Source organism: Streptomyces umbrinus, from assembly GCF_030817415.1.
Lineage (GTDB): Bacteria > Actinomycetota > Actinomycetes > Streptomycetales > Streptomycetaceae > Streptomyces > Streptomyces umbrinus_A.
This window is the reverse complement of sequence record NZ_JAUSZI010000002.1, coordinates 1,518,561-1,538,843: the sequence shown is the minus strand read 5'-3', so window position 1 is coordinate 1,538,843 and position 20,283 is coordinate 1,518,561. Positions and strand designations below refer to the sequence as shown.

Sequence of the window (20,283 nt, the reverse complement as noted above, 5' to 3'; positions counted from 1 at the left end):
ACCGGGCCCCGGCCCGAGCGGACCTCTGACCCGAGTCGATCCCCTCAAGGAGGAACCACCATGGATGCCCTGGCCGAGGCAGTCGTCGCGGGAGCCGCCCGCAGCGAACTGGAGCACCTGCCCCCACCCGACCGCTTCACCGCCGCCCACCTGCGCGCGGAGGACGTCGACAGCTTCACCGGAGTCGCCGACAAGGACGTACGGAAATCCATCCACATCGGCGCGGTGCCGATGCCCGAACTCGCCCCGAACGAGGTGCTGGTGGCCGTCATGGCCAGCGGCATCAACTACAACACCGTCTGGTCGGCGATGTTCGAACCCATCCCGACCTTCAGCTTCCTGAAGCACTTCGGCCGCCAGGACCGCTGGGCGGCCCGGCACGACCAGCCCTTCCACGTCATCGGCTCGGACGCCTCCGGCGTCGTCGTGCGCACGGGTTCGGGTGTGCGCAGATGGCGGGTCGGCGACCCGGTCGTGGTGAGCCCGGTGTACGTCGACGAGGAGGACCCGGCGACCCACGCCGACGGCATGCTGGGCACCGGCATGCTGGCGTGGGGCTTCGAGACCAACTACGGAGGACTGGCCCACTACGCCGTGGCCAGGACCAGCCAACTCCTCCCCAAACCCGCTCACTTGACCTGGGAGGAGGCCGCCTCGAACCCGCTGTGCGCGGGCACGGCGTACCGCATGCTGGTCAGTGACCGGGGTGCCCGGATGACCCAGGGCGACGTGGTGCTGATCTGGGGAGCGGCGGGCGGCCTCGGCGCGTACGCGGTCCAACTGGTCCGCAACGGCGGGGGCATAGCCGTCGGCGTCGTCAGCAGCGAGCAGAAGGCGGAGTACGCCCGCCGGCTGGGCTGCCACCACGTGATCAACCGGGAGGAGATCGGGCTCAGCGGCAGCGAGCCGCCCGCCGATCCCGCCCTGGTCGGCAAGCGGCTCGGCAAGCTGGTCCGGGCCGCGACCGGGGAGGACCCGCACATCGTCTTCGAGCACGTCGGCCGGGCCACCTTCGGCGTCTCGGTCTTCGTTGTCCGCCGCGGCGGGGCGGTGGTGACGTGCGGCTCCAGCACCGGCTACCAGCACGAGTTCGACAACCGGTACCTCTGGATGCGCCTCAAGCGCGTCATCGGCAGCCACGGTTCCAACCTCCACGAACAGGCCGCCGTCGGCCGCCTCCTCGACCTCGGTCACCTCACTCCCGCCCTCACCGAGACCTACCCCCTCACCGACACGGCAGAGGCGGCCCGCCTGGTCCAGAACAACGCCCACCTGGGCAAGGTGGGGGTGCTCGCGCTGGCTCCCGGGCCCGGGCTGGGCGTCGTGGATGCCGAGCGGAGGGAGCGCCTCACCGGGATGTGACCGTCATCAGGAAGGAGCGGGTTGCTCCTCGTGCTCCTGGGCCTTCGTCGGGACCCGCGGCTGCGGTGTCATCGAGAGCTTGTCGGGCTTGACCGTGACGATGGCCTGGGGGCGCGGGGGAGCGGAGGCGAGGGTCAGCCGCCAGCGTTGGACGACGGTGGCCAGGACGATGAGGAGTTCGGTCCAGGCGAACTCCTCGCCGATGCACTTGCGCCGGCCGTCCCCGAAAGCGAGGAACGAGGAGCGGTTGATGCTCTTGGCGCGCTCGGGCTCCCAACGGCCCGGGTCGAAGGCCGCGGGGTCCGCATAGACCTCGGGGTCGTGCTGATGGACGTACGGGCTGTATACGACGTCCGCGCCCTCGGGGATCGGGACTCCGTCGAGGACGACCGGTCGCGTGGTCGTCCGGGTGACGAGCCAGGCGGGTCCGTACATGCGCATGGCCTCCTTGAGGACACTGCGCATGTACGGCAGGGAGCCCAGGTCCTCCTGGCGCAGCGGGCGTTCACCGCAGACGGCGTCGAGTTCGGCGTGCAGCTTCCGCTCGATCCCCGGGTTGCGGCTGATCTCGTACAGGGTCCATGCCAGGGTTGTCCCGGTGGTCTCGATCGCGCCCGTGAGGAGGGTGATCGCCTCGTCCTGGAGCTGTTGGCGCGAGAGAGGGCCCGTCTCGGGGTCGTCGGCCGTGAGAAGAGTGGAGAAGAGGCCGGTCCGTGACTCGGTGCCCTCGGCCTGCGCGCCGTCCTGATGGGCGGGGCAGCCGGGCGGGGGCGCGGGCTGCTCCGCGGACGCCAACTGGGCTCGGTGGTGGTCTATGGCCTGGTCGATGAGGACTCGCAGCCGGGCGACCCGCCGCTCGTGCGCGCGGTTCGCGGGCAGGGGCAGCTTCGTCACCCAGCCGGGCAGGATGGTCTGCCGGATCGTGCCACGCATGATCTCCGGCATGAGGCCCTGGAACTCCTGCTCGACGTGTCCCGGCAGGCCCGAGCCGAAGAGTGCCACGAGGAAGGTCGACAGCGTCAGGTCGTTCATGTCCTCGTACGTGTCACGCGCGACCCCCTCCGCCCAGGCCTCGGTCGCCGTCCGTACGTGGCTGATCATGACGTCGCCACGGGTGGCGATGTGGGACTTGTTGAACATCGGCTGCATCAGCCGCCGGTGCTTCATGTGCAGGTCGCCGTCGGCGATCGTGGCGAGGCCGTCGCCGAAGAACACCCGCAGCGCGTCGATGATCTTGCCGCCCTTCGCGAACGCGTCGACCTCCGTCACCAGCACTCGGCGGGTGACGGCCGGGTCGGTGACCACATAGGCGGCGGTGGGGCCTATCAGGATCTTCACGACGCTGCCCTGCTCGCGCAGCGCGTTCATGAACTCCAGGGGACGTCGGGCCAGTTGGTGTCCGTGTCCGATCAAGGGCAGGCGGCCGGGCGCGGTCGGTGCCGCGGCGGGAGAACCTGATACACCGCTCATCGGTGAGTCTCCTCAAGATCAACTCGGGTGCTGTGATCATGACATGCATGCCCACGCGATCCGTGTCGTACCCGCCGTTTTCGTCACACCGCCCTTCGGTGTGGCTGATGGGTTAAGGGATTTGTCGACCCGTAAGGCCAGGTCGGAGCGTGACGAAAGCTTCACAGAACCGGACGGGAGAGGTTGATCTGAGGTAGATCAAACCCGATAAGGTTCCCTGAGGCGCGGCGAGTTGACGGGACATCAATCGGTTGTCGCTCGCTGTCCACGCATGCCCGTCGCGGGGTGGATCACCGCGCGACGAGTGCTGCCCCGAGCTTCTCCCCCCCTGTTCGATCGTGTTGCTTCGAAGGATGCAGATGGAACTTGCCACTCCGCCACCGGAGGCGCGGGCACCGGCCGCCTGGTACAGCTGGTGGCTGATGCCGCTGGCCTTAGGCGCTGGAACCGTCGCCGCCGCGGTCGCCGGACCCGACTCGACCCAGATACCCGCGATCGTCTCCGGCGTCGCGGCGACGGCTGCGAGCGCCATCTCCGTACGACTTCTCGTCCGCTCCCAGCTCCAGCTGCGCCGCAGTGCCGGCGAGTTCAGGAACGCGCAGGCCGAACACTCCCAGCAGTGGCAGCAGCACGTGGCCGGTCTGGAGCGCAAGTACGCCGCCGAACGCTCCACGTTCGACGCGCAGTTGGCCGAGCAGGCCAAGGCCTACGAGGCGCGGATCGCCGAGCAGACGCAGGCCTGGCAGGAGCAGCTCGACCGGCAGCTCGCGGCCGTCGCCCAGCTCGCCGACCAGCAGCTGCCCGAGGCGCTGGAGCGGCTGCGGGCCGGTGACTCCATCGACGACGTCCTGCCCTCCGTCAACCAGTGCGCGGAGGTCGGCGCCGACCTGCAGGCCCAGCTGCGCAAGGTGCTCAGGACGGCGCTCATCGGCGTGGAGCAGGAGTTCAACCGCTCCACCTCCGCCGAACAGGCCGTCATCAGCATCGGCAGCCGTATCCACGTTCTGACCAGCAAGCTGCGCGGCCGGCTCCACGAGATGCAGGGCGAACACGGCAGGCTGCCCTCCGTCGCCCAGGGCCTGATGGAGCTCGACCAGCAGCTCGGCCCCGCCGACTCGCTGGCCGCGAGCATCGGCGTACTCGGCGGCTCGGACCGGCCCGGCCGGCAGTGGCAGGAGCCTCAGCGCCTGCTCAGCGTGGTGCGCGGCGGCATCGGCCGGATCAAGGACTTCGACCGCGTCCAGGTTCAGCACCTGCCCGAACTCGGCGTCGACGGCGGCATGGTGGACCACCTCACGCTGATCTTCGCCCATCTGCTGGACAACGCGGCACGCTACTCCCCGCCCACCGAGCCGGTGATCGTCTCCGGCAAGGAGGTGCCCAACGGCGTCGGCGTCGAGATCCAGGACTCCGGCAAGGGCCTCAACGAGGAGAAGAAGCAGGAGGCCCTCCAGTCGCTGGAGGGTGTGGCCCCCGGCCCCGGCCTCGGTGGCGTGTCCGAGGACGCCCATCTCGGTCTGCGCGTGGTGGGAGCCCTGGCCCGCCGGTACGGCATCAGGGTCACCTTCGCGGACTCCCCGTGGCTCGGCACCTCAGTGGTCATCGTGGTACCTCACAAGTACTTCAGCCAGTTGCCCGCCGCCGTCACGGCGCCGGCTCCTGCCGCCGCGGTCTCCGCCGCGCCGGGCACCGGTTCGGCCCAGGCCGAGGAACCGGGTCCGGCCGAGGAGCCGGAGGAGACCGGGGACACCACTCCCGGCGGTCTGCCCCGGCGCCGCAGGCGAGCCGAGTCCGAGAGGCCCAAGTCGGTCGCACGGGAGGAAGAGTCCACCGCCACCGCCTCGCACGCGGTGCCGCCGGACGAGTCCTTCACCGGCCTGGCCGCCTTTGCCACGGCCGGACGTGAGCCGGCCGCCGGACACGAGCCGGCCGCCGGACGTGAGTCCACAGAGCACCGCACTGAAGAGAGCGACTAGTCCACATGACGCAACAGGGAACCGACGTGAGCTGGGCGCTCCGCGATCTGGTGGAGAGCATCCAGGAGATCCGCTTCGCCCTCGTGGCCTCCAGCGACGGCAAGGCCATCACCTCCTACGGCGCCGACGACCCCGACGACGTGGACCGTTTCGCCGCAGTGGTGGCGGGCCTGCAGGCACTGGCCCAGCCCGTGGCCGAGCAGTTCCCCAAATACGCCGGGCAACTGCGCCTCGCGATGATCGAGGTCGACGGCGGTCACCTCTTCGTGGTGCGCGCCGGCGTGGAGACGTACCTCGGAGTACTCGCCAGGGAGGGGCTCGACCAGGGCCTGCTCGGCCACCAGATGAGGGACCTTGCCCGCAGGATGGGTGAGCTCCTCGGCACCACTCCGCGCCTGGAGGAGCACTCTGGATGAGTGGTCCCCGCCGACCCACGGACCCGTCCGGTCTCGAGCGCTACTACGTCCTCACGGGCGGTCGCAGCGGACCGGGCGGTTCGTCGTCGAGCCTTGACGTGGCGACCCTCATCACCTCCCGTGCCGCGGCCGTCCCCGGCCTGCAGCACGAGCACGAGGAGATCCTCAGGCGCTGCCGCGATCCGCTGTCGGTGGCCGAACTCGGCGCCCATCTCGGATTGCCCTTCAACATTCTCGCGGTGCTCTTGGCCGATCTGCTGGACGCAGGACGCGTTGAAGCCCGTGACCCCATCCCGGCGTCGAACGCCGGTCGCGGGCCCGACCTCGCGCTCCTTGAGGAGGTACTCAGTGGACTTGAAAGGCTTTGACCATCCCGACCGGCACCCGGCCGACGGCACTCTGCCGGCCGGCGCCCGCTCGGTGAAGGTGATGATCGCCGGCGGGTTCGGCACCGGTAAGACCACCATGGTCCGCTCGGTCAGCGACATCAAGCCGCTCACCACCGAGGAGACGCTGACCCAGGCCAGCGCCGACGTGGACAACCTGATCGGGGTGGCGGACAAGCAGGAGACCACCGTCAGCCTCGACTTCGGCAAGATCGGCATCAACGACCAGCTGGTGCTGTACCTGTTCGGCACTCCCGGTCAGGAGCGGTTCTGGTTCCTGTGGAACGGGCTGTTCAAGGGGGCGCTCGGGGCCGTGGTCCTGGTCGACACGCGTCGACTGGCCTCCAGCTTCCGGGCGATCGAGGAGATGGAGCGGCAGAACGTCCCGTTCGTGATCGCCCTCAACGTCTTCCCCGACTCCAAGGACCACCCGGTCGAGGAGATCCGCGACGCCCTGGACATCTCCCCGCACACCCCGATCGTGGCCTGCGACGCCCGCGACCGGGCGTCCAGCCGTGATGTGCTCATCGCGCTGATACGCCACCTCAAAGAACGCTCCGCAGTCGCTCTGGAGTCCCGATGACCGACCAGCCCTTAAACGGTCCCGACGCCCCGAGCGGCTGCCCGGTCGCGCACGGCGGGGGAGACGGACTCACCCGTCTCTACGGGCCCGACGCGGCGACCGACCCGATCGGTATCTACTCGCGGCTGCGCAAGCAGCACGGGCCGGTCGCGCCGGTACTGCTGGAGGGCGACATCCCGGCGTGGCTGGTCCTCGGCTACCGGGAGAACCGGCGGGTGCTCGACAACCCCCGCCAGTTCAGCCGGGATTCGCGGATCTGGCGGGACTGGAAGGAAGGGCGTGTCGAGAGCACCTCGCCACTGATTCCGATGCTGGGGTGGCGGCCCGACTGCGTCTCCCAGGACGGCGAACCGCACCGCAGGCTGCGCGGTGCGGTGACGGACAACCTGCAGGCCGTTGCGGGCCGTGGCATCCGCCGCCATGTCACACACTTCGCGAACAAACTGATCGACACGTTCGCCGGTGCGGGCAGTGCCGACCTGGTGGCCGAGTACGCCGAGTATCTGCCGATGCTCGTACTGACCAGGGTGTTCGGGCTCGCGGAGGGCGAGGGGCGGAAGCTCGCCGAGTCCTGCGCACAGGTGATGAAGGGTGGTGCGGACGCCCTCGTCCACAACGACCGCATCATGCAGATCCTCGGTGAACTCGCCGAGCGCAAGCGGGTGGAGCCGGGCTCCGACTTCACCACCGGGCTGCTGGAGCACCACGCCGACCTCGACGACGACGAGATACTCAACCATCTGCGTCTGGTGCTGATCACCGCCCACGCCACCACCAGCAATCTGCTGGCCCGGGTGCTCCAACTGGTGCTCACCGACGCCAACCGGCTCTCCGGTCTGGTCAGCGGGCAGCTGAACATCTCCGCCGTCGTGGAGGAGGTCATGTGGAACACCCCGCCGCTGGCCGTCCTGCCGGGGCGGTTCGCCGCGGCCGACCTCGAACTGGGCGGTCACCGTATCCAGGAAGGTGACCTGCTCGTCCTCGGCCTGACCGCGGGCAACGTCGACCCGGAGATCCGGCCCGACGTCGGCATCTCCGTGCATGGCAACCAGTCGCACCTCGCGTTCAGCGGGGGGCCGCACGAGTGCCCCGGGCAGAACATCGGCCAGGCCATCATCGAGACGGCCGTCGATGTGCTGCTGCACCGGCTGCCGGGGCTGCGGCTCGCGGTGTCTCCGGATGAGCTCACCTCTACGGCCTCCACATGGGAGGCAAAGCTCAACCAGCTTCCGGTCGAGTTCGCGGCGTAGGCGCTCCGCCGGGTGGTGGGGGGCGACTGTTGTTTGTTTGTTGGCCGGCGGTTGGATGTGGCTGGTCGCGCAGTTCTCCGCGCCCCTTTCGGGGCGCGGAGAACTGTCTTTCAGACTGCCAGCAGGTCGTCCAGTGAGCCCTGGCCCGCCAACTCGGCCTTGGCGGCCGGGGATTCCTTGTCCGCCGCGTAGCGGCCCGACGTGAGTGCCCACTCGTAGTTGCCGTTTATCCAGTGCTGGATGGCCTCGACGCCCATCCGGACCTTCGCGCGGTCGTCCTCGTCCAGGCTCAGTTCGTCGCACATCTGCGGTACCTGCGCCTCCAGTTCGAGGTACTCGGCAAGGCTGTCCGTGGTCATCCTGACCGCCTCGTCGGAGGCCTCCTGCCATCCGCAGCGACGCTCGCGGTGCAGGACGGCTATCAGGTTGTGACCGTCCCCTCGGCGTTTCTCGCGCTCGAAGGAGTGGATGTCGTTCATGAAGCCGATGGTGTCGGCGGCCAGGTCCCGCATTCTCTCCATCAGCGGATGCGCCTGCACCTCGGCGGGCACCTCGAAGCCGCGGCTGCGCTCACCGGCGTCGATGCTGTGGTGGATGCCGACAGTACGGCGGCGGAACTCGGCGTACTCCTGAAGGTCGAGCGTGCCGGCCAGGCCGCGGGCGGCCAGGTCGACCTCCTCGGTGTGCGCCACAAGAAAGCGGCCCCAGGAGGCCGCGAACCGCGTGCGCCATGTCAGAGACATGCCATCCGAAAGGTGGGCCCAGACCTCCGCCCACGCCATGGTGATCGGGCACGCCACTCTCGGAGTGATGCCCGCCGGACGCAAGGGGGTGGCGATGAGCTCCCGCGCGACCTCCGCTATGCGATCGGCGCGATCCGGCCTACCTGAGTCGAACTGGTCGTCGAACAGGAAGGCCAGCGAGAACCAGTTCATCAGGACGACCATGTCGTTCGCCGAAGCGTAGGGATAGGTGCGGGCTGCCGCCTGAGGCAGATCCCAGGAGCGGTATTCCTCGAATCCGGGCTGGCTGCGGACCAGGCCCTTGTCCCATACCCAGCGCAGATGGCGGGCGCGGGCATACTCGAGGTGCTCGCTGACGGGAGTGGTGAAGGGGAGGTCGAACCTGACGTCCTGCGGCATTCGCGTCCTCTCTTGAGACGATGCACAGGGCCCCCCATCCCTGTGGGGCGGACGTCGAAATTGACGCCCGCTGGCTCGAACTGCGTTTCCCGAGGCGAAAGTTGACTCGATTTACGCTACGAGGCTGCCCTGATCGTAAATGATCTATGCCGCGACCTCGGTGACTTGACCGTGACCTGCGTTACACCACTCCGTGACCTCGGTGATTTGTCGGTCTCCGTGGCCGAATGGGCACGTTCGCCACCGGCACCGACGGGGCGTGGGCGCGTGGCCGACTGATTTCCGCAGGCGGGGTACCCGGTCGCCGTGGAGCCGTGGGCGGAGCGCCGCTCGTGGTCGGTCGGTGTACGGAGGAGACATGGCACTGGTAGTGGCGGGCGTTGTGGTGTTGGACTGTGCCGAGCCCGAGAAGCTCGCCGCGTTCTACATGGAGTTCCTCGACGCGGAGGAGACGGACGCGTCGGCGAACCGTGTGGAGATCAGGGGAGCCGACGGGTTTCGGATCGCGTTCCGGCGGGACGTGAACGCCACTCCGCCGAGCTGGCCGCGCCCAGAGAACTCCCTGCAGGCCCACCTGGACTTCCACGTGGAGGACCTGGACGAGGCCGAGCGCAAGGTCATCGGGCTCGGCGGCCGGCCGCTGGAGGCCAAGGATCCGGCCGGTCCGTTCGAGGAGCGGGGATTCGCCGACCCGGCCGGCCACTCGTTCACCATACGCAGCAACCGGACCACCGCCCCCAAGCAGGGCTGAGAAGGCAGGCGGGGTCCGCGAAGAGCAGGGCTTGGCCGCGTTCGTTCAGCCGTTGTGCGTGCGCAGGGCCGCCAGGGCGCGGTTCGCGTGCGCGCTCATCTTGAACTCGCTGCGCACCACTTCCAGTACCTTCCGGTCCTCGGAGATCACGAAGGTGACCCGCTTCGTGGGCGCCATCGAGAAGCCCCGCTTCACACCGAACCGCTCGCGGATCAGCCCCTCCGGGTCGGACAGCAGCGGGAACCCGAGGGTGTGCTTCCCGGCGAACTCCTGCTGGCGCTCGACCGTGTCACCGCTGATCCCCACCGGACGGGCCCCGGCGGCGGTGAACTCGGCGGCCAGATCGCGGAAGTGGCACGCCTCGGCGGTGCAGCCGGCGGTCATCGCCGCGGGATAGAAGAACAGCACGACCGGCCCCTCGCCCAGCAGCTCGGAGAGCTTGCGCGAGGTGCCGGTCTCGTCGAGAAGCTCGAAGTCCTCGACGGTGTCGCCGACCTCTATCTGGTTCTTCACGATTGCTCCCCTGACTCCCGGCCGGCTCCGGGCCGACTGCGTGGAGGCCAACCGTACTGGACGGTACGGGAGTCAGTCGCGGCCCCCCTTGTCGTCGGAGGGCCACACTCCGGTCGACCTCTCGATGGCCGTCGCCCCCGTACGGTCCACCGCGCTGCGGACGACCGCGAAGAGGGCGCCCTGGATGGCCGCGGCCAGCAGCACCTCGCCCCAGCCGCGGTCCCTGTCCAGCGCGTCGGGCGCGTCCTCCTCGTGGCGTATGGCCTTCCAGGTCGCCTGGAAGGCCATCCCGGCGAGGGCCCCGCTCGCCCAGCCGAGCACGAACCCGAGGGGCTTGTACACGAGTGGCAGCTTCTTCTTCTGCACCTGGATCTCCTTCGGCTCGCATTTCCGGTCTCACCATGGCGAGTGTCCAGTTCAGCGGCACATACGCAAAGAGCCGGCGGGATGCGTGGCGGCCCAGGCGCCGACGGTTCAGGGCCTGCCCGCCGCCGGCACCTCCTCGCCCTCGCGCACCGGCCCCGGCGGACTCCCGTCCCCGAAGGGGCGCCCGCCCAGCTCCTCGCGGCCGTGCGAGGTGAGCCAGCCGGACAGGTCCGGCCCGAGCGGCACGATGCCGGTCGGGTTGATGCCCGTGTGGACCTGGTAGTAGTGCCGCTTGATGTGGTCGAAGTCGACGGTGTCCCCGAATCCGGGCGTCTGGAAGAGATCACGGGAGTACGCCCACAGAACCGGGTCCTCCGTCAGCTTCCAGCGGTTGCACTTGAAGTGGCCGTGATAGACGGCGTCGAAGCGGACCAGTGTGGTGAACAGCCGGATGTCGGCCTCGGTGATCGTGTCCCCGACGAGGTACCGCCGCCCCTCGAGCCGCTCCGACAGCAGCTCCAACCGCCGGAACACACCCTCGCAGGCCGCCGCGTACTTCTTCTGACCGTTGGCGAACCCGGCCCGGTACACCCCGTTGTTGACGTCCTCGTACACCTCCGCCATGACCTCGTCGATCTCGGCGCGGAGGTCCGCCGGGTAGAGGTCGGGCGCCCCTTCCCGGTGCAGGGCCGTCCATTCGGTGGCGAGGTCCAGGGTGAGCCGCTGGTAGTCGTTGGTCACCAGACGGCCGGTCGGCACGTCCACCAGTGCGGGCACGCTGACGCCGCCCGGAGCGCCCGGCTCCCGGGCCTCGTACGCCTCGCTGAGGAAGCGGATGCCGAGTACGGGGTCCCGGCCGTCCGGGTCGAGGGTGAACCGCCAGCTCCGGTCGTCCTGGATCGGGTCGGCGATCGCCATCGAGAGGGCGTCCTCCAGTCCCAGCAGCCGTCGGGAGATCACCGCGCGGCTCGCCCAGGGGCACGCCCGGCTGACGACGAGGCGGTAGCGCCCCGCCTCGACCGGCCAGCCGTCCCGGCCGTCCGCCGTGACGCGGTCCGCGAAGTGGCTCTTGGACCGCTTGAAGGACTTCTTCCCGTACGCCCTGTTGCCCTCGGTGTCGCTCATACCTGGCTCCTTCCGTGCGCGTGCTCTGGGGAGGGTTCCCCGAAAACCGCCGTCGCCCCGTGTGAGGGCCGGTGGGAGGGGCATTCGGCCGAGATGAGTCACAAGCCCTCCACACCGTCCGATCGCAGGACCCGGGTCACCGTGCTGGTGGCGCTGGCCGCGAACCTCGTGATCGCCGTGGCCAAGGCCGTGGGCGGGCTGATCGCGGGATCCCCCGCGCTGCTCTCGGAGGCCGCGCACTCGGTGGCCGACAGCCTCAACGAGGTCTTCCTCCTGGCTGCCCTGCGCCGCAGCCTGCGCCCTGCCGACAGCCGGCACCCGTTCGGCTACGGAAAGGAACGCTTCTTCTGGTCCCTGCTCGCCGCCGTCGGGATCTTCGTGATGGGCGGCTGCTTCTCCTTCTACCAGGGCTTCGACGCCCTCAGGAGCGGGAGCACGGAGACCCACGACGGCTATGTGGTCGGACTGGTCGTCCTCGTCGTCGCTCTGTTCGCCGAGGGCGCTTCCCTGCTACGGGCCCTCCACCAGGTGCGCAAACAGGGCGGCCTCGCCGCCGGAGCCCGAGACCCTGCCCTGCGTACCGTCGTCGCCGAGGACGGCACCGCCGTGCTCGGCGTGACTCTCGCGATCGCCGGGATGGCCCTTCACATGGTCACCGGCCGGATCGTCTGGGAGGCGTCGGCGTCGCTCGGCATCGGGGCGCTGCTCGTGTACGTGGCGTACCGGCTGGGCCGTGACGCACGCGACCAGCTGATCGGTCAGGCCGCGGATCTGGAATCGAGCAGTCGTATCCGCTCGCTGCTGGACGCCCAGCCCGAGATCGACTCGGTGGAGTCCCTGCTGACCATGCAGCTCGGCCCCGACTCGACGCTCGTCGCCGCCCGGGTCGACCTGGTCCCCGGCCTGGACAGTGAGGAGGTCGAGCTCGTCGCCGTGCGCATCAAGCGGTCCGTCGCCCACACGGTCCCGGAAGCCGACCAGATCTTCCTCGACGTGACGGATGCCGCCATCGCGCGCCGCGCCGCGCGGGCCGAACACGCGGATTCCCGCCCCGGCGCACACGTCGGCGGCCCCGCCGCGACGGGGGAGCGCGGCGGGGCCTGAGCGTCGGGTGCCCGGCGGTCCGGGAATCATGCCAACTTTTTTCGAACGAGTTCCGGGAGCCGCCGCGGAGCCACGGAAGAGCCCCTGTCGGGACTCGCCGCGGAGCCACCGAGGAGCCCCTGTCGGGACCAGAACGGCGGGCCGTACCGGAACAGTGCCCAGGTACGGCCCGCCGTCATGTGCCCGCGCTGCTCACGCCCCGGCGGCCGGCTCCAGTACGAAGACCGGGATCTCGCGGTCCGTCTTCTTCTGGTAGTCGGCGTAGGCCGGATACGCCGCGACCGCCCGCTCCCACCACTGGGCCTTCTCCTCGCCGGTCACTTCGCGCGCCGTCATGTCCTGGCGTGTCCCGCCGTCCTGGAGTTCCACGCGGGGATCGGCGACGACGTTGTGGTACCAGACGGGGTGCTTGGGCGCGCCGCCCAGCGAGGCGACGGCGGCGTACGTGCCGTCGTGCTCCACGCGCATGAGCGGCGTCTTGCGGATCTTCCCGCTCTTGGCACCCAGGGTGGTCAGTACGATCACGGGCAACCCCGTGTCCATCAACGTCGTTCCCTCGGTTCCGTTCGAGCTCTCGTACAGCTCGACCTGGTCGCGTACCCACTTGGTGGGGCTGGGTTCGTACTCACCCTTGAGAGGCATGACATCCATCCCATCGATCGTCGTTCGTGCGACTCGTGCCGACGTCGATTCAACACGGCCACCCAAGGGATTTCATCCCTCCCGCAGGCCCCTCCCGCCCACACCACTCGTGCAGACCACTCCCGCTCACCGGAAGCCGGACCTAGCCCCAGGTGGCGCCCGCGGGCTCCTTGACGGTGGCGTTGAGGCGGTTGAAGAAGTTGGTCGTCGCGATCCACAGGATGAGCGAGGCTAGCTGCCGCTCGTCGTAGTGGTCGGCGACCACGTCCCACAGCTCGTCCGGCACCGCGTCGTCGGAGCGGTCGCCGAGCCGGGTCATCGCCTCGGCCAGGGCGAGGGCCGCGCGTTCGGCGTCCGAGTAGAAGGGTGCCTCGCGCCAGGCCGACACCGCCCAGAGCCGCTCGTCGCTGAGCCCCGCCTTGTGGGCGCTGTGGCTGCCCCCGTAGACGCAGGCGCTGCACCCGTTGATCTGGCTCGCGCGCAGGTGCACGAGCTCGAGCGTCTCCTGGGGCACACCGCCCTTGCCGGCCGCCTTGATCAGCCCCTGGATGGCCTGCCCCGCGTCGGGAAGGATGGCCGCCGGGTTCTTCATCCGTGCCTGCATCAGGTGCTCCTCATGAGTTCCGAAAGTGTCTGTCATCGCCCTGACGGAGCGCGGCGCGCAAGTGTGACGGGCGGCCGGAATATTTTTCCGGGAGGCGTGCGATGCCGCCCGTCACGACGGCGCCATCAGCATGCGTACGGCCAGGGCGAGGATCACGGCACTGGACACCAGCGCCGTCACCAGCCGCCCCCTCCGACCCGTCAGAACCTGGCCCAGCAGCGCGCCGCCGCCCGCGAGCAGCAGTTGCCAGGTGGCCGACGCGGCGAAGGCGGCGAGGACGAACACCCCCTGTTCCAGGAGGCCGACGGCCTCACCGGCACTGCTGCCCAGCACCAGCGCCGCGAAGTACACGACGGTGGTGGGGTTCAGCATCGTGATGCCGAGCAGGGCCAGGTACGCGCGGCCGGGGCTCACCGGCGTCCGGTCGGAGCGGGTGGCGAGCCGCTGCTCGCGGTACTGGCGGAGTGCGGTGACTCCGCCTCGTACGGCGAGGGCGACGAGCACGAGTCCCGAGGCCCAGCGCAGCGGGACCAGTACGGGCTGGAGGGCGGTGGCGAGCGCGGAGCCGCCTAGCGCGGCCACCAGGGCGTAGAGCCCGTCGGCCGTCGCCACGCCGAGCGCGGCACACACGCCGATCCGCAGGGACGTACGGGCGGTGAGGGAGACGAGGTAGGTCGCGACCGCTCCGACGGGGATGGCGATGCCATAGCCCGCGAGAAGCCCCGCGACGAGCGCGGCGGTCACGACCGCGGAAGTGAGAGCCTCCGCGGTCGGCCGGACTGCTGCTGGACCCGCACCGGACGAACGGTTGCGAAGGTCGGCGGCAGAAGGGCTTCGGTCGTGGTCATGGGCAGATGGTGGCGTCGGGGCAGCCGCCTGGGCAACTCATTTGTCGTGTACGGGAACGCGTTACCGACCGGGGCGGGGAAGGGCCGCGGCACTCGCAAGGTGTGCCGCAGCCCGTGTACCGCCGAGTCGGGCGGACCGTCTAGAACGGGAAGTGCGCCTGTTGCGTCGCCAGTGTCACCCAGCGTGTGTTGCTGAACGCCTCGATGCCCCAGCGCCCGCCGAAGCGGCCGTATCCGCTGGCCTTGAACCCGCCGAAGGGGGCGTTCGGTTCGTCGGCGACGGACTGGTCGTTGATGTGCACGATGCCGGTACGGATCCGGCGGGCAACCCTGAGCCCGTGGGTGCCGTTCTCGGTGATGATTCCGCAGGTGAGCCCGTGTTCCGTGGCGTTGGCGAAGGCGATCGCCTCGTCATCCGTGCCGAAGGTGCTGATCACGGCGAGCGGGCCGAACGCCTCTCCGTGGTAGAGGTCGGCGTCCTCGGGAAGGTCGGTCAGCACGGTCGCCGGATGCACGGCGCCCTCGGGGGCGGCGCCGCCGGTCAGCACGGTGGCGCCCTTGGCGACGGCGTCCTCGACGAGCGCGGCGACCCGGCGGGCGGCGTCCGTCGTGACGAGCGGGCCGACGACGGTGTGCGGGTCGGCCGGGTCACCGGACGCGAGCGACTCGGTCTTCGCGGTGAACTTGGCTGTGAACTCCTCGGCGAGGCTCTCGTGGACGAGGATCCGGTCGGCGGACATGCAGATCTGCCCGGAGTTCATGAAGACGGAGAAGACGGCGGCGTCGACCGCGTAGTCGACGTCGGCGTCGTCGAGCACGATCACGGAGTTCTTGCCGCCGAGTTCCAGGACCGCGGGCTTCAGATGCCGGGCCGCGTGCACACCGATGATCCGGCCGACGCCCGTGGAACCGGTGAAGTTGACGGCCCGTACGCGCTCGTCGGCGATCAGGGCCTCGGCGACGGCGGCCGCGTCCTCCGGAGCGTTCGTGATCACGTTCAGGACGCCGTCGGGCAGGCCCGCGTCGCGCAGGACGTCTGCGACGAACAGCCCGCAGGCGATCGGTGCGTCCTCGCTCGGCTTCATCACCACGGTGTTGCCCGCGGCGAGCGGCGCGGCGACCGCCCGGACGCCCAGGATGACCGGGGCGTTCCACGGCGAGAACGCGGCCACGACACCCACCGGTTCACGGACCGCGAGCCCCAGCGCGCCCTCCTCCTGCGCGCTCAGCACCTCGCCGCGCGGCGCGGTCACCGCGGCGGCCGCCTCGCGGAGGATGTTCGCGGCAAGACCGACGTTGAACATGGCCCAGGGCCGGGTCCCGCCGACCTCGCCCGCCATGATCCGTACGGCCTCGTCGGTGCGGGCCTCCAGCAGATCGGCCGCGGTGAGGAAGATCTTCCGCCGCTGGGCGGGCCCGAGCTCGGCCCAGTCGGCGAACGCCGCGTCGGCGGCGTCCACGGCCCGGGTGACGTCCTCGACGCCGACCGCGGCGACCGTGGCGTACACCTGTGAGCTGTAGGGATTCACGTCCTCGGCGGTGCGGCCGGAGGTCGCGGGCAGGTCCTTGCCGCCGATCAGCAGGTCACGATGGAGGGTCATGCGCGGCTCTTCCCGTCGTGCGAGGCGCTGCACCGTGCTCCGAACGGGAGTCGTGGCGCGTTCGCCTGGTGAATAATTCTCCGTTGAATCTTCAAATGGAGTCTGCAACTCGACGGGGCGGCAGTCAATGGCCGACGGTCCCGCCGTATCCCTCCACCAGCATCCGGGCCGCCCGCCCGGCCTGCTCGGCGGGCTTCGAGCCGCTCTGCTCGATCCCGGCGGTGACCATGGCGCCTTCTGCCAGCAGATACACCTGGTCGGCCAGGTCGGGCGGCAGCCCGGCGTCGCGCACGAGGCCGGTCAGGTAGTTCTTGAAAGCCTGCTTGTGGGCGCGGACCTGGGTGGTGACCCGCTCCGACGTCGCGCCGAGCTCCCCGTACGAGTTGATCCAGGCGCAGCCCCGGAAGTCGGGCTCGCGGAACCACTCGCCGAGCCAGTCGAAGACCGCCAGGACGCGCCGCCCGGGATCCTCGTGTCCGGCCACGTGGTCGGACAGCCGCTGCCGCCAGCGGATGTCGCGGCGCTCCAGGTAGGCCACGATCAGCTGCTCCTTTGCGGGAAACAGCTGGTAGAGCCGCTTGAGCGAGACCCCCGACGCGCCGCGGATGTCGTCCATGCCGACGGCCTGTATGCCCCGTCCGTAGAACAGGGTTTCCGCCGCGTCCAGGGCCTGTTCCCTGGCGGTCGCGCTGTCCATGTACCGGCCCGCTCCTTGGCGTCTTGACGGGAGAACCAACGTTCTCTACGTTATCGGCCAGGCCGGAGAACGCACGTTCTCCCGCTCGTCGCACCGCCATTGAGCCGCGTCGCCTTCGAGTTGCACCGCCATCGAGAGGAAGCCGTCATGACCGACCGCCCGCCCCTGCCGCCGTTCACCCGTGAGACCGCGGCCCAGAAGGTCCAGGCGGCCGAGGACGCCTGGAACACCCGCGATCCCCATAAGGTCTCGCTCGCGTACTCGCAGGACTCGGTCTGGCGCAACCGCGACACCTTCGTCACCGGCCGCGCCCAGATCGTGGACATGCTCACCGACAAGTGGGGGCGCGAGCAGGAGTACGCCCTGCGCAAGGACCTCTGGGCATTCGACGGCAACCGCATCGCCGTCCGTTTCCAGTACGAGTGCCGCGACGCCGACGGCCAGTGGTGGCGCTCCTACGGCAACGAGCTGTGGGAGTTCGACGAGCACGGCCTGATGACCCGGCGCGAGGCCAGCATCAACGACGTACCGATCGAGGAGAAGGAACGCCGGATCCACGGCCCGCGCCCGGACGCGGAGCGAGGGGATTCCTTCCCCGTCCAGTAGCGGGCCGCGAGGCGCCGGGGCTGCGAGGCGGCGTTCAGTAGGGTTCCCGGGTGACTGAACAGGCCCGGAAGCCCTTCCTCTACGTCGTCGTCTGCGCCGCCGGAGTCGCCGAGGGGGTCGAGGAGTTGATCGCCCTGGCGCAGGAGCGGAACTGGGAGGTCGGGGTCTTCGCGACCCCGATCGCGACCGGCTTCTTCGACACGGCGGCGCTCGAGTCGCGGACCGGCAGGCCGATCCGGTCCGCCTGGCGTGCCCCCGGCGACCCGCGCCCCTTCCCCGACCCGGACGCCGTCACCGTGGCGCCCGCGACGTTCAACACCATCAACAAATGGGCGGCCGGGATCTCCGACACCCTCGCCCTCGGCACACTCTGCGAGGTGTACGGGATGGGGGTGCCCATCTCCGTACTCCCCTGTGTGAGCGAGGCGTTGACGGCCCACCCCGCGTATCAGGACAGCCTGAAAAGGCTGCGCGGGATGGGCGTCCGGTTCGGCGAGCACGCCTTCGGCGGCCCCGCGGGCCGGGAGTTCCGCTGGGAACAGGCCCTGGACCTCCTGGAGCGGTGACCCGGTACGGGCCGGGTGTCAGTGCCCCAGCTCCTCCCGCAACTCCGGCTGCAGCAGCTCCCGATGAGCCCGTACGAGGTCGTCGCACAGGTCCCAGATCCGCTCCACCGGAAGGGCCGCCGCCGTCGCGGGGTCGGCCATCGCGGCATGGCGGATGTGCCGCGGATCGCCGTCCGTGGCCGCGCGGACGACCAGGTCGGTGACGGAGACGTATGCACTGTTGAGCGCCGCGCACTGCGGGGGCAGTGCCCCGACCCGGGTCGGCTGGACGCCCAACGCGTCGACCAGACAGGGCACTTCGACCACGGAACCGGCGGGCAGGTTGTCGATGAGCCCGCGGTTCGGGACGTTCCCGTAGATCGTGCGCGGGGTCCCCGTGACGACACTGTGGATGACCTGGGGCGCGTACTCCATCGTGCCCTCGACGGGCAGGGGAGCGTCCGCGAGCAGGGCCCGGCGGGTGCGCTCGTAGTCGGCGGTGTTCTCCGCGATGATCTCCAAGTACGCGCCCACCGGCAGCCGGAGACGTTCGATCTCGGTGTCGTGGTGCAGATACCAGGGGACGTACTCGGCGGAGTGCTCGCTCGTCTCGGTGGGGTAGTGGCCCAGCCTGCGGTACATGTCGACCCGTACGCGGCGCAGGAGGCCCGGATCCTTCGCGATCGCGGCGTCGAGGAGCGGGTGGAGGTCGCGGCCGTCGCGCTCGAAACGCAGCACCCAGGCCTGATGGTTCACGCCGGCGGCCAGATAGGAGACCTCCTCGAAGGGGACACCCACCAGATTCGAGAGGTCGTGCATCGTCCAGTACACCGAGTGGCACAGACCGGTCGTGCGCAGGGCCGGTGCGATCCGCGACAGGTACAGGACGTTCATCGCCATGGGGTTGGTGTAGTTCAACAGCAGGGCGTCCGGGCAGAGTTCGGCCATGTCCTCGGCGAGACCGCGCAGCACGGGGAAGGTGCGCAGGGCGCGGAAGATGCCGCCGATACCGAGGGTGTCGCCGATGGTCTGGCGCACTCCGTAGCGGGCCGGGACGTCGAAGTCCGTGCGGGTGGCCTCGTTCATGCCGACCTGGACGGTGTTGACGACGAAGTCGGCGCCTTCGAGGGCGGCGCGCCGGTCGAGGTGCGCGGTGATCGTCGGTTTGGCGCCTCGCTCGTCCGCGATCTGGCGGGCGGCTCCCTCCGCCGTGGCCAGCCGTTCCTCGTCGATGTCGTGCAGGGCGATCCGGGCGTGCCCCAGCTCGGGGAAGGCGAACAGATCGGCCAGGAGCCCCTGCGTGAACACCACGCTGCCGGCTCCCACGAAGGCGATCTTTACCTCGGTCATGTACGGCTCTCCAGGTCGGTGTGGGCGAGTGCCTCGTGCCACGTCGGCTGTGCCGCCGTACCGCCGTGGCCGCGGGTCGAGAGGGAACCGCAGACGGCGGCCAGCGCAAGGGACGAGCGCAGGTCAAGACCGCGCAGGGTCGCCGCGACGAAACCGGCGTCGAAGCTGTCGCCTGCGCCCACGGTGTCGACCGGCTCCACCGGCACGGCCGGTACGCGCCGGACCCGTTCTCCGTCGTGGGCGAGAGCGCCCTCGGAGCCGTCCTTGACGACGACCAGCGGGACGATTCCCGCCAACGCGGCTGCCGCCGCCTCCAGTTGGGTCTCGCCGGTGAGTGCGCGGGCCTCGGCGGCGTTCGGCAGCAGGATGTCGGTGAACTCCAGTACGGGTTCGAGCAGTTCGCGGTCCCATCTGTCGTCGGGATCGTCGTTGGTGTCGAGCGAGGTACTCGCCCCGTGGGCCCTCGCCCGGGCGAACACGGTTGCGAGGGACCGGGCCAGACGGGGCATCAGGAAGTAGGACGCCGCGTGCACGTGCCGGGCGTCGGCCAGCAGTGCCTCGGGCACGTCCTGCGCACTCGTCGCCGTCAGACAGCCGGGCGACGTGAGGATGGCCCGGTCGCCGTCCTTGTCGTTGAGCACCACCGTCAGGGGCGTGGGCAGGTGAGGGTCGATGGTGAGACGAGTGGTGTCGACGCCGTGGTCGGTGAGCTCTCCGCGGACGAACGCGCCCGCGGGGTCGTCCCCCACGCGCCCGGCGAAGGCCACCCGCAGCCCCAGCCGTGCCGCTCCGCACGCCATGATCGCCGCCGAGCCGCCGAGGACCAGCCCGCCCCGCTCGACGAGCTGTTCACGCTGGCCGAAGGCCACCGCGCGGGGCACCGGACCCACTACGACATCGGGATTGACGTCACCGATCACCAGGAGGTCGAAGGAACGGGACAAGG

General features: G+C 69.9%; 22 protein-coding genes. 10 read left to right on the top strand and 12 right to left on the bottom strand.

What is annotated here, in order from left to right:
• The first annotated feature begins 60 nt into the window (after positions 1-60).
• Positions 61-1,362, top strand: coding sequence for a crotonyl-CoA carboxylase/reductase (ccrA, locus tag QF035_RS07600; protein ID WP_307519140.1), 1,302 nt, complete (start codon positions 61-63; stop codon positions 1,360-1,362).
• Between the two features lie 6 nt (positions 1,363-1,368).
• Here the strand turns inward: ccrA and QF035_RS07595 are convergent, their stop codons facing one another.
• Entirely contained in the window at positions 1,369-2,832 is a 1,464-nt protein-coding gene (locus tag QF035_RS07595; protein WP_307519139.1) for a cytochrome P450, read from the bottom strand.
• Positions 2,833-3,191: 359 nt separating this feature from the next.
• Here QF035_RS07595 and QF035_RS07590 point away from each other — a divergent pair, with 359 nt between their 5' ends.
• Genes QF035_RS07590 through QF035_RS07570 form a run of 5 tightly spaced genes read left to right on the top strand, consistent with a single transcriptional unit; the run spans position 3,192 to position 7,443 of the window.
• Positions 3,192-4,808, top strand: coding sequence for an ATP-binding protein (locus tag QF035_RS07590; RefSeq protein WP_307519137.1), 1,617 nt, complete (start codon positions 3,192-3,194; stop codon positions 4,806-4,808).
• A gap of 5 nt (positions 4,809-4,813) precedes the next feature.
• Positions 4,814-5,224, top strand: coding sequence for a roadblock/LC7 domain-containing protein (locus tag QF035_RS07585; RefSeq protein ID WP_055611716.1), 411 nt, complete (start codon positions 4,814-4,816; stop codon positions 5,222-5,224).
• Complete coding sequence (locus QF035_RS07580) at positions 5,221-5,592, top strand: DUF742 domain-containing protein (protein ID WP_189844169.1); 372 nt, start codon at positions 5,221-5,223, stop codon at positions 5,590-5,592. Before QF035_RS07585 ends, QF035_RS07580 begins: the two co-directional genes overlap by 4 nt.
• Complete coding sequence (locus QF035_RS07575; protein ID WP_269651842.1) at positions 5,573-6,193, top strand: GTP-binding protein; 621 nt, start codon at positions 5,573-5,575, stop codon at positions 6,191-6,193. Before QF035_RS07580 ends, QF035_RS07575 begins: the two co-directional genes overlap by 20 nt.
• Positions 6,190-7,443 (top strand): cytochrome P450, encoded by a 1,254-nt coding sequence (locus QF035_RS07570; RefSeq protein WP_307519136.1) that lies wholly within the window; start codon positions 6,190-6,192, stop codon positions 7,441-7,443. Before QF035_RS07575 ends, QF035_RS07570 begins: the two co-directional genes overlap by 4 nt.
• A 110-nt stretch (positions 7,444-7,553) precedes the next feature.
• Here the strand turns inward: QF035_RS07570 and QF035_RS07565 are convergent, their stop codons facing one another.
• Entirely contained in the window at positions 7,554-8,585 is a 1,032-nt protein-coding gene (locus QF035_RS07565) for a 7-epi-alpha-eudesmol synthase (RefSeq protein WP_307519135.1), read from the bottom strand.
• A 358-nt stretch (positions 8,586-8,943) separates the two neighbouring features.
• Between QF035_RS07565 and QF035_RS07560 the strand changes: the two genes are divergently transcribed.
• A complete protein-coding gene (locus QF035_RS07560) occupies positions 8,944-9,336 on the top strand; it encodes a VOC family protein (RefSeq protein WP_307519133.1) in 393 nt (130 codons plus the stop codon).
• A 45-nt stretch (positions 9,337-9,381) separates the two neighbouring features.
• On the opposite strand, the gene QF035_RS07555 is transcribed toward QF035_RS07560, so the two are convergent.
• From QF035_RS07555 to QF035_RS07545, 3 genes are all read right to left on the bottom strand, one after another.
• Positions 9,382-9,849: a peroxiredoxin gene (locus QF035_RS07555; protein ID WP_307519131.1), complete on the bottom strand. Its 468-nt coding sequence runs from the start codon at positions 9,847-9,849 to the stop codon at positions 9,382-9,384.
• A 72-nt stretch (positions 9,850-9,921) separates the two neighbouring features.
• Complete coding sequence (locus QF035_RS07550; RefSeq protein WP_373466615.1) at positions 9,922-10,215, bottom strand: DUF4235 domain-containing protein; 294 nt, start codon at positions 10,213-10,215, stop codon at positions 9,922-9,924.
• Positions 10,216-10,323: 108 nt separating this feature from the next.
• Positions 10,324-11,340, bottom strand: a complete 1,017-nt coding sequence (locus QF035_RS07545) for a glutathione S-transferase family protein (RefSeq protein ID WP_307519130.1) — start codon at positions 11,338-11,340, stop codon at positions 10,324-10,326.
• A gap of 93 nt (positions 11,341-11,433) precedes the next feature.
• Here QF035_RS07545 and QF035_RS07540 point away from each other — a divergent pair, with 93 nt between their 5' ends.
• Positions 11,434-12,444 (top strand): cation diffusion facilitator family transporter, encoded by a 1,011-nt coding sequence (locus QF035_RS07540; RefSeq protein WP_307519128.1) that lies wholly within the window; start codon positions 11,434-11,436, stop codon positions 12,442-12,444.
• 192 nt (positions 12,445-12,636) lie between these two features.
• Here the strand turns inward: QF035_RS07540 and QF035_RS07535 are convergent, their stop codons facing one another.
• The 5 genes from QF035_RS07535 to QF035_RS07515 form a co-directional block, all read right to left on the bottom strand.
• A complete protein-coding gene (locus QF035_RS07535) occupies positions 12,637-13,086 on the bottom strand; it encodes a nitroreductase family deazaflavin-dependent oxidoreductase (RefSeq protein ID WP_269651851.1) in 450 nt (149 codons plus the stop codon).
• A 142-nt stretch (positions 13,087-13,228) separates the two neighbouring features.
• Positions 13,229-13,690 (bottom strand): carboxymuconolactone decarboxylase family protein, encoded by a 462-nt coding sequence (locus QF035_RS07530; protein ID WP_307519126.1) that lies wholly within the window; start codon positions 13,688-13,690, stop codon positions 13,229-13,231.
• Positions 13,691-13,801: 111 nt separating this feature from the next.
• Positions 13,802-14,434 carry a LysE/ArgO family amino acid transporter gene (locus QF035_RS07525; protein ID WP_307519125.1) on the bottom strand — a complete coding sequence of 211 codons (633 nt, stop codon included), beginning with the start codon at positions 14,432-14,434 and terminating at the stop codon, positions 13,802-13,804.
• A gap of 244 nt (positions 14,435-14,678) precedes the next feature.
• Positions 14,679-16,139 carry an aldehyde dehydrogenase family protein gene (locus tag QF035_RS07520; RefSeq protein ID WP_307519124.1) on the bottom strand — a complete coding sequence of 487 codons (1,461 nt, stop codon included), beginning with the start codon at positions 16,137-16,139 and terminating at the stop codon, positions 14,679-14,681.
• A gap of 124 nt (positions 16,140-16,263) precedes the next feature.
• Positions 16,264-16,836 (bottom strand): TetR/AcrR family transcriptional regulator, encoded by a 573-nt coding sequence (locus tag QF035_RS07515; protein WP_307519123.1) that lies wholly within the window; start codon positions 16,834-16,836, stop codon positions 16,264-16,266.
• A gap of 147 nt (positions 16,837-16,983) precedes the next feature.
• Between QF035_RS07515 and QF035_RS07510 the strand changes: the two genes are divergently transcribed.
• Both QF035_RS07510 and QF035_RS07505 read left to right on the top strand, forming a co-directional pair.
• Positions 16,984-17,442, top strand: coding sequence for a nuclear transport factor 2 family protein (locus tag QF035_RS07510; protein ID WP_307519121.1), 459 nt, complete (start codon positions 16,984-16,986; stop codon positions 17,440-17,442).
• 50 nt (positions 17,443-17,492) lie between these two features.
• A complete protein-coding gene (locus tag QF035_RS07505; RefSeq protein WP_307519120.1) occupies positions 17,493-18,008 on the top strand; it encodes a flavoprotein in 516 nt (171 codons plus the stop codon).
• An 18-nt stretch (positions 18,009-18,026) separates the two neighbouring features.
• On the opposite strand, the gene QF035_RS07500 is transcribed toward QF035_RS07505, so the two are convergent.
• Positions 18,027-19,337 carry an alpha-glucosidase/alpha-galactosidase gene (locus tag QF035_RS07500; protein WP_307519119.1) on the bottom strand — a complete coding sequence of 437 codons (1,311 nt, stop codon included), beginning with the start codon at positions 19,335-19,337 and terminating at the stop codon, positions 18,027-18,029.
• Positions 19,334-20,281, bottom strand: coding sequence for a carbohydrate kinase family protein (locus QF035_RS07495; RefSeq protein WP_307519118.1), 948 nt, complete (start codon positions 20,279-20,281; stop codon positions 19,334-19,336). The genes QF035_RS07500 and QF035_RS07495 overlap by 4 nt, the downstream gene beginning before the upstream one ends.
• Positions 20,282-20,283 lie beyond the last annotated feature (2 nt).

What these genes read in the sequence shown, in the direction of transcription:
- QF035_RS07510 (WP_307519121.1), top strand. Translation starts at nt 16,984, where the DNA reads ATGACCGACCGCCCGCCCCTGCCGCCGTTCACCCGTGAGACCGCGGCC.
- QF035_RS07560 (WP_307519133.1), top strand. Translation starts at nt 8,944, where the DNA reads ATGGCACTGGTAGTGGCGGGCGTTGTGGTGTTGGACTGTGCCGAGCCC.
- QF035_RS07530 (WP_307519126.1), bottom strand. Translation starts at nt 13,690, where the DNA reads ATGCAGGCACGGATGAAGAACCCGGCGGCCATCCTTCCCGACGCGGGG.
- QF035_RS07500 (WP_307519119.1), bottom strand. Translation starts at nt 19,337, where the DNA reads ATGACCGAGGTAAAGATCGCCTTCGTGGGAGCCGGCAGCGTGGTGTTC.
- QF035_RS07515 (WP_307519123.1), bottom strand. Translation starts at nt 16,836, where the DNA reads ATGGACAGCGCGACCGCCAGGGAACAGGCCCTGGACGCGGCGGAAACC.
- QF035_RS07520 (WP_307519124.1), bottom strand. Translation starts at nt 16,139, where the DNA reads ATGACCCTCCATCGTGACCTGCTGATCGGCGGCAAGGACCTGCCCGCG.
- QF035_RS07535 (WP_269651851.1), bottom strand. Translation starts at nt 13,086, where the DNA reads ATGCCTCTCAAGGGTGAGTACGAACCCAGCCCCACCAAGTGGGTACGC.
- QF035_RS07565 (WP_307519135.1), bottom strand. Translation starts at nt 8,585, where the DNA reads ATGCCGCAGGACGTCAGGTTCGACCTCCCCTTCACCACTCCCGTCAGC.
- QF035_RS07570 (WP_307519136.1), top strand. Translation starts at nt 6,190, where the DNA reads ATGACCGACCAGCCCTTAAACGGTCCCGACGCCCCGAGCGGCTGCCCG.
- QF035_RS07540 (WP_307519128.1), top strand. Translation starts at nt 11,434, where the DNA reads ATGAGTCACAAGCCCTCCACACCGTCCGATCGCAGGACCCGGGTCACC.
- ccrA (WP_307519140.1), top strand. Translation starts at nt 61, where the DNA reads ATGGATGCCCTGGCCGAGGCAGTCGTCGCGGGAGCCGCCCGCAGCGAA.
- QF035_RS07580 (WP_189844169.1), top strand. Translation starts at nt 5,221, where the DNA reads ATGAGTGGTCCCCGCCGACCCACGGACCCGTCCGGTCTCGAGCGCTAC.
- QF035_RS07595 (WP_307519139.1), bottom strand. Translation starts at nt 2,832, where the DNA reads ATGAGCGGTGTATCAGGTTCTCCCGCCGCGGCACCGACCGCGCCCGGC.
- QF035_RS07545 (WP_307519130.1), bottom strand. Translation starts at nt 11,340, where the DNA reads ATGAGCGACACCGAGGGCAACAGGGCGTACGGGAAGAAGTCCTTCAAG.
- QF035_RS07585 (WP_055611716.1), top strand. Translation starts at nt 4,814, where the DNA reads ATGACGCAACAGGGAACCGACGTGAGCTGGGCGCTCCGCGATCTGGTG.
- QF035_RS07590 (WP_307519137.1), top strand. Translation starts at nt 3,192, where the DNA reads ATGGAACTTGCCACTCCGCCACCGGAGGCGCGGGCACCGGCCGCCTGG.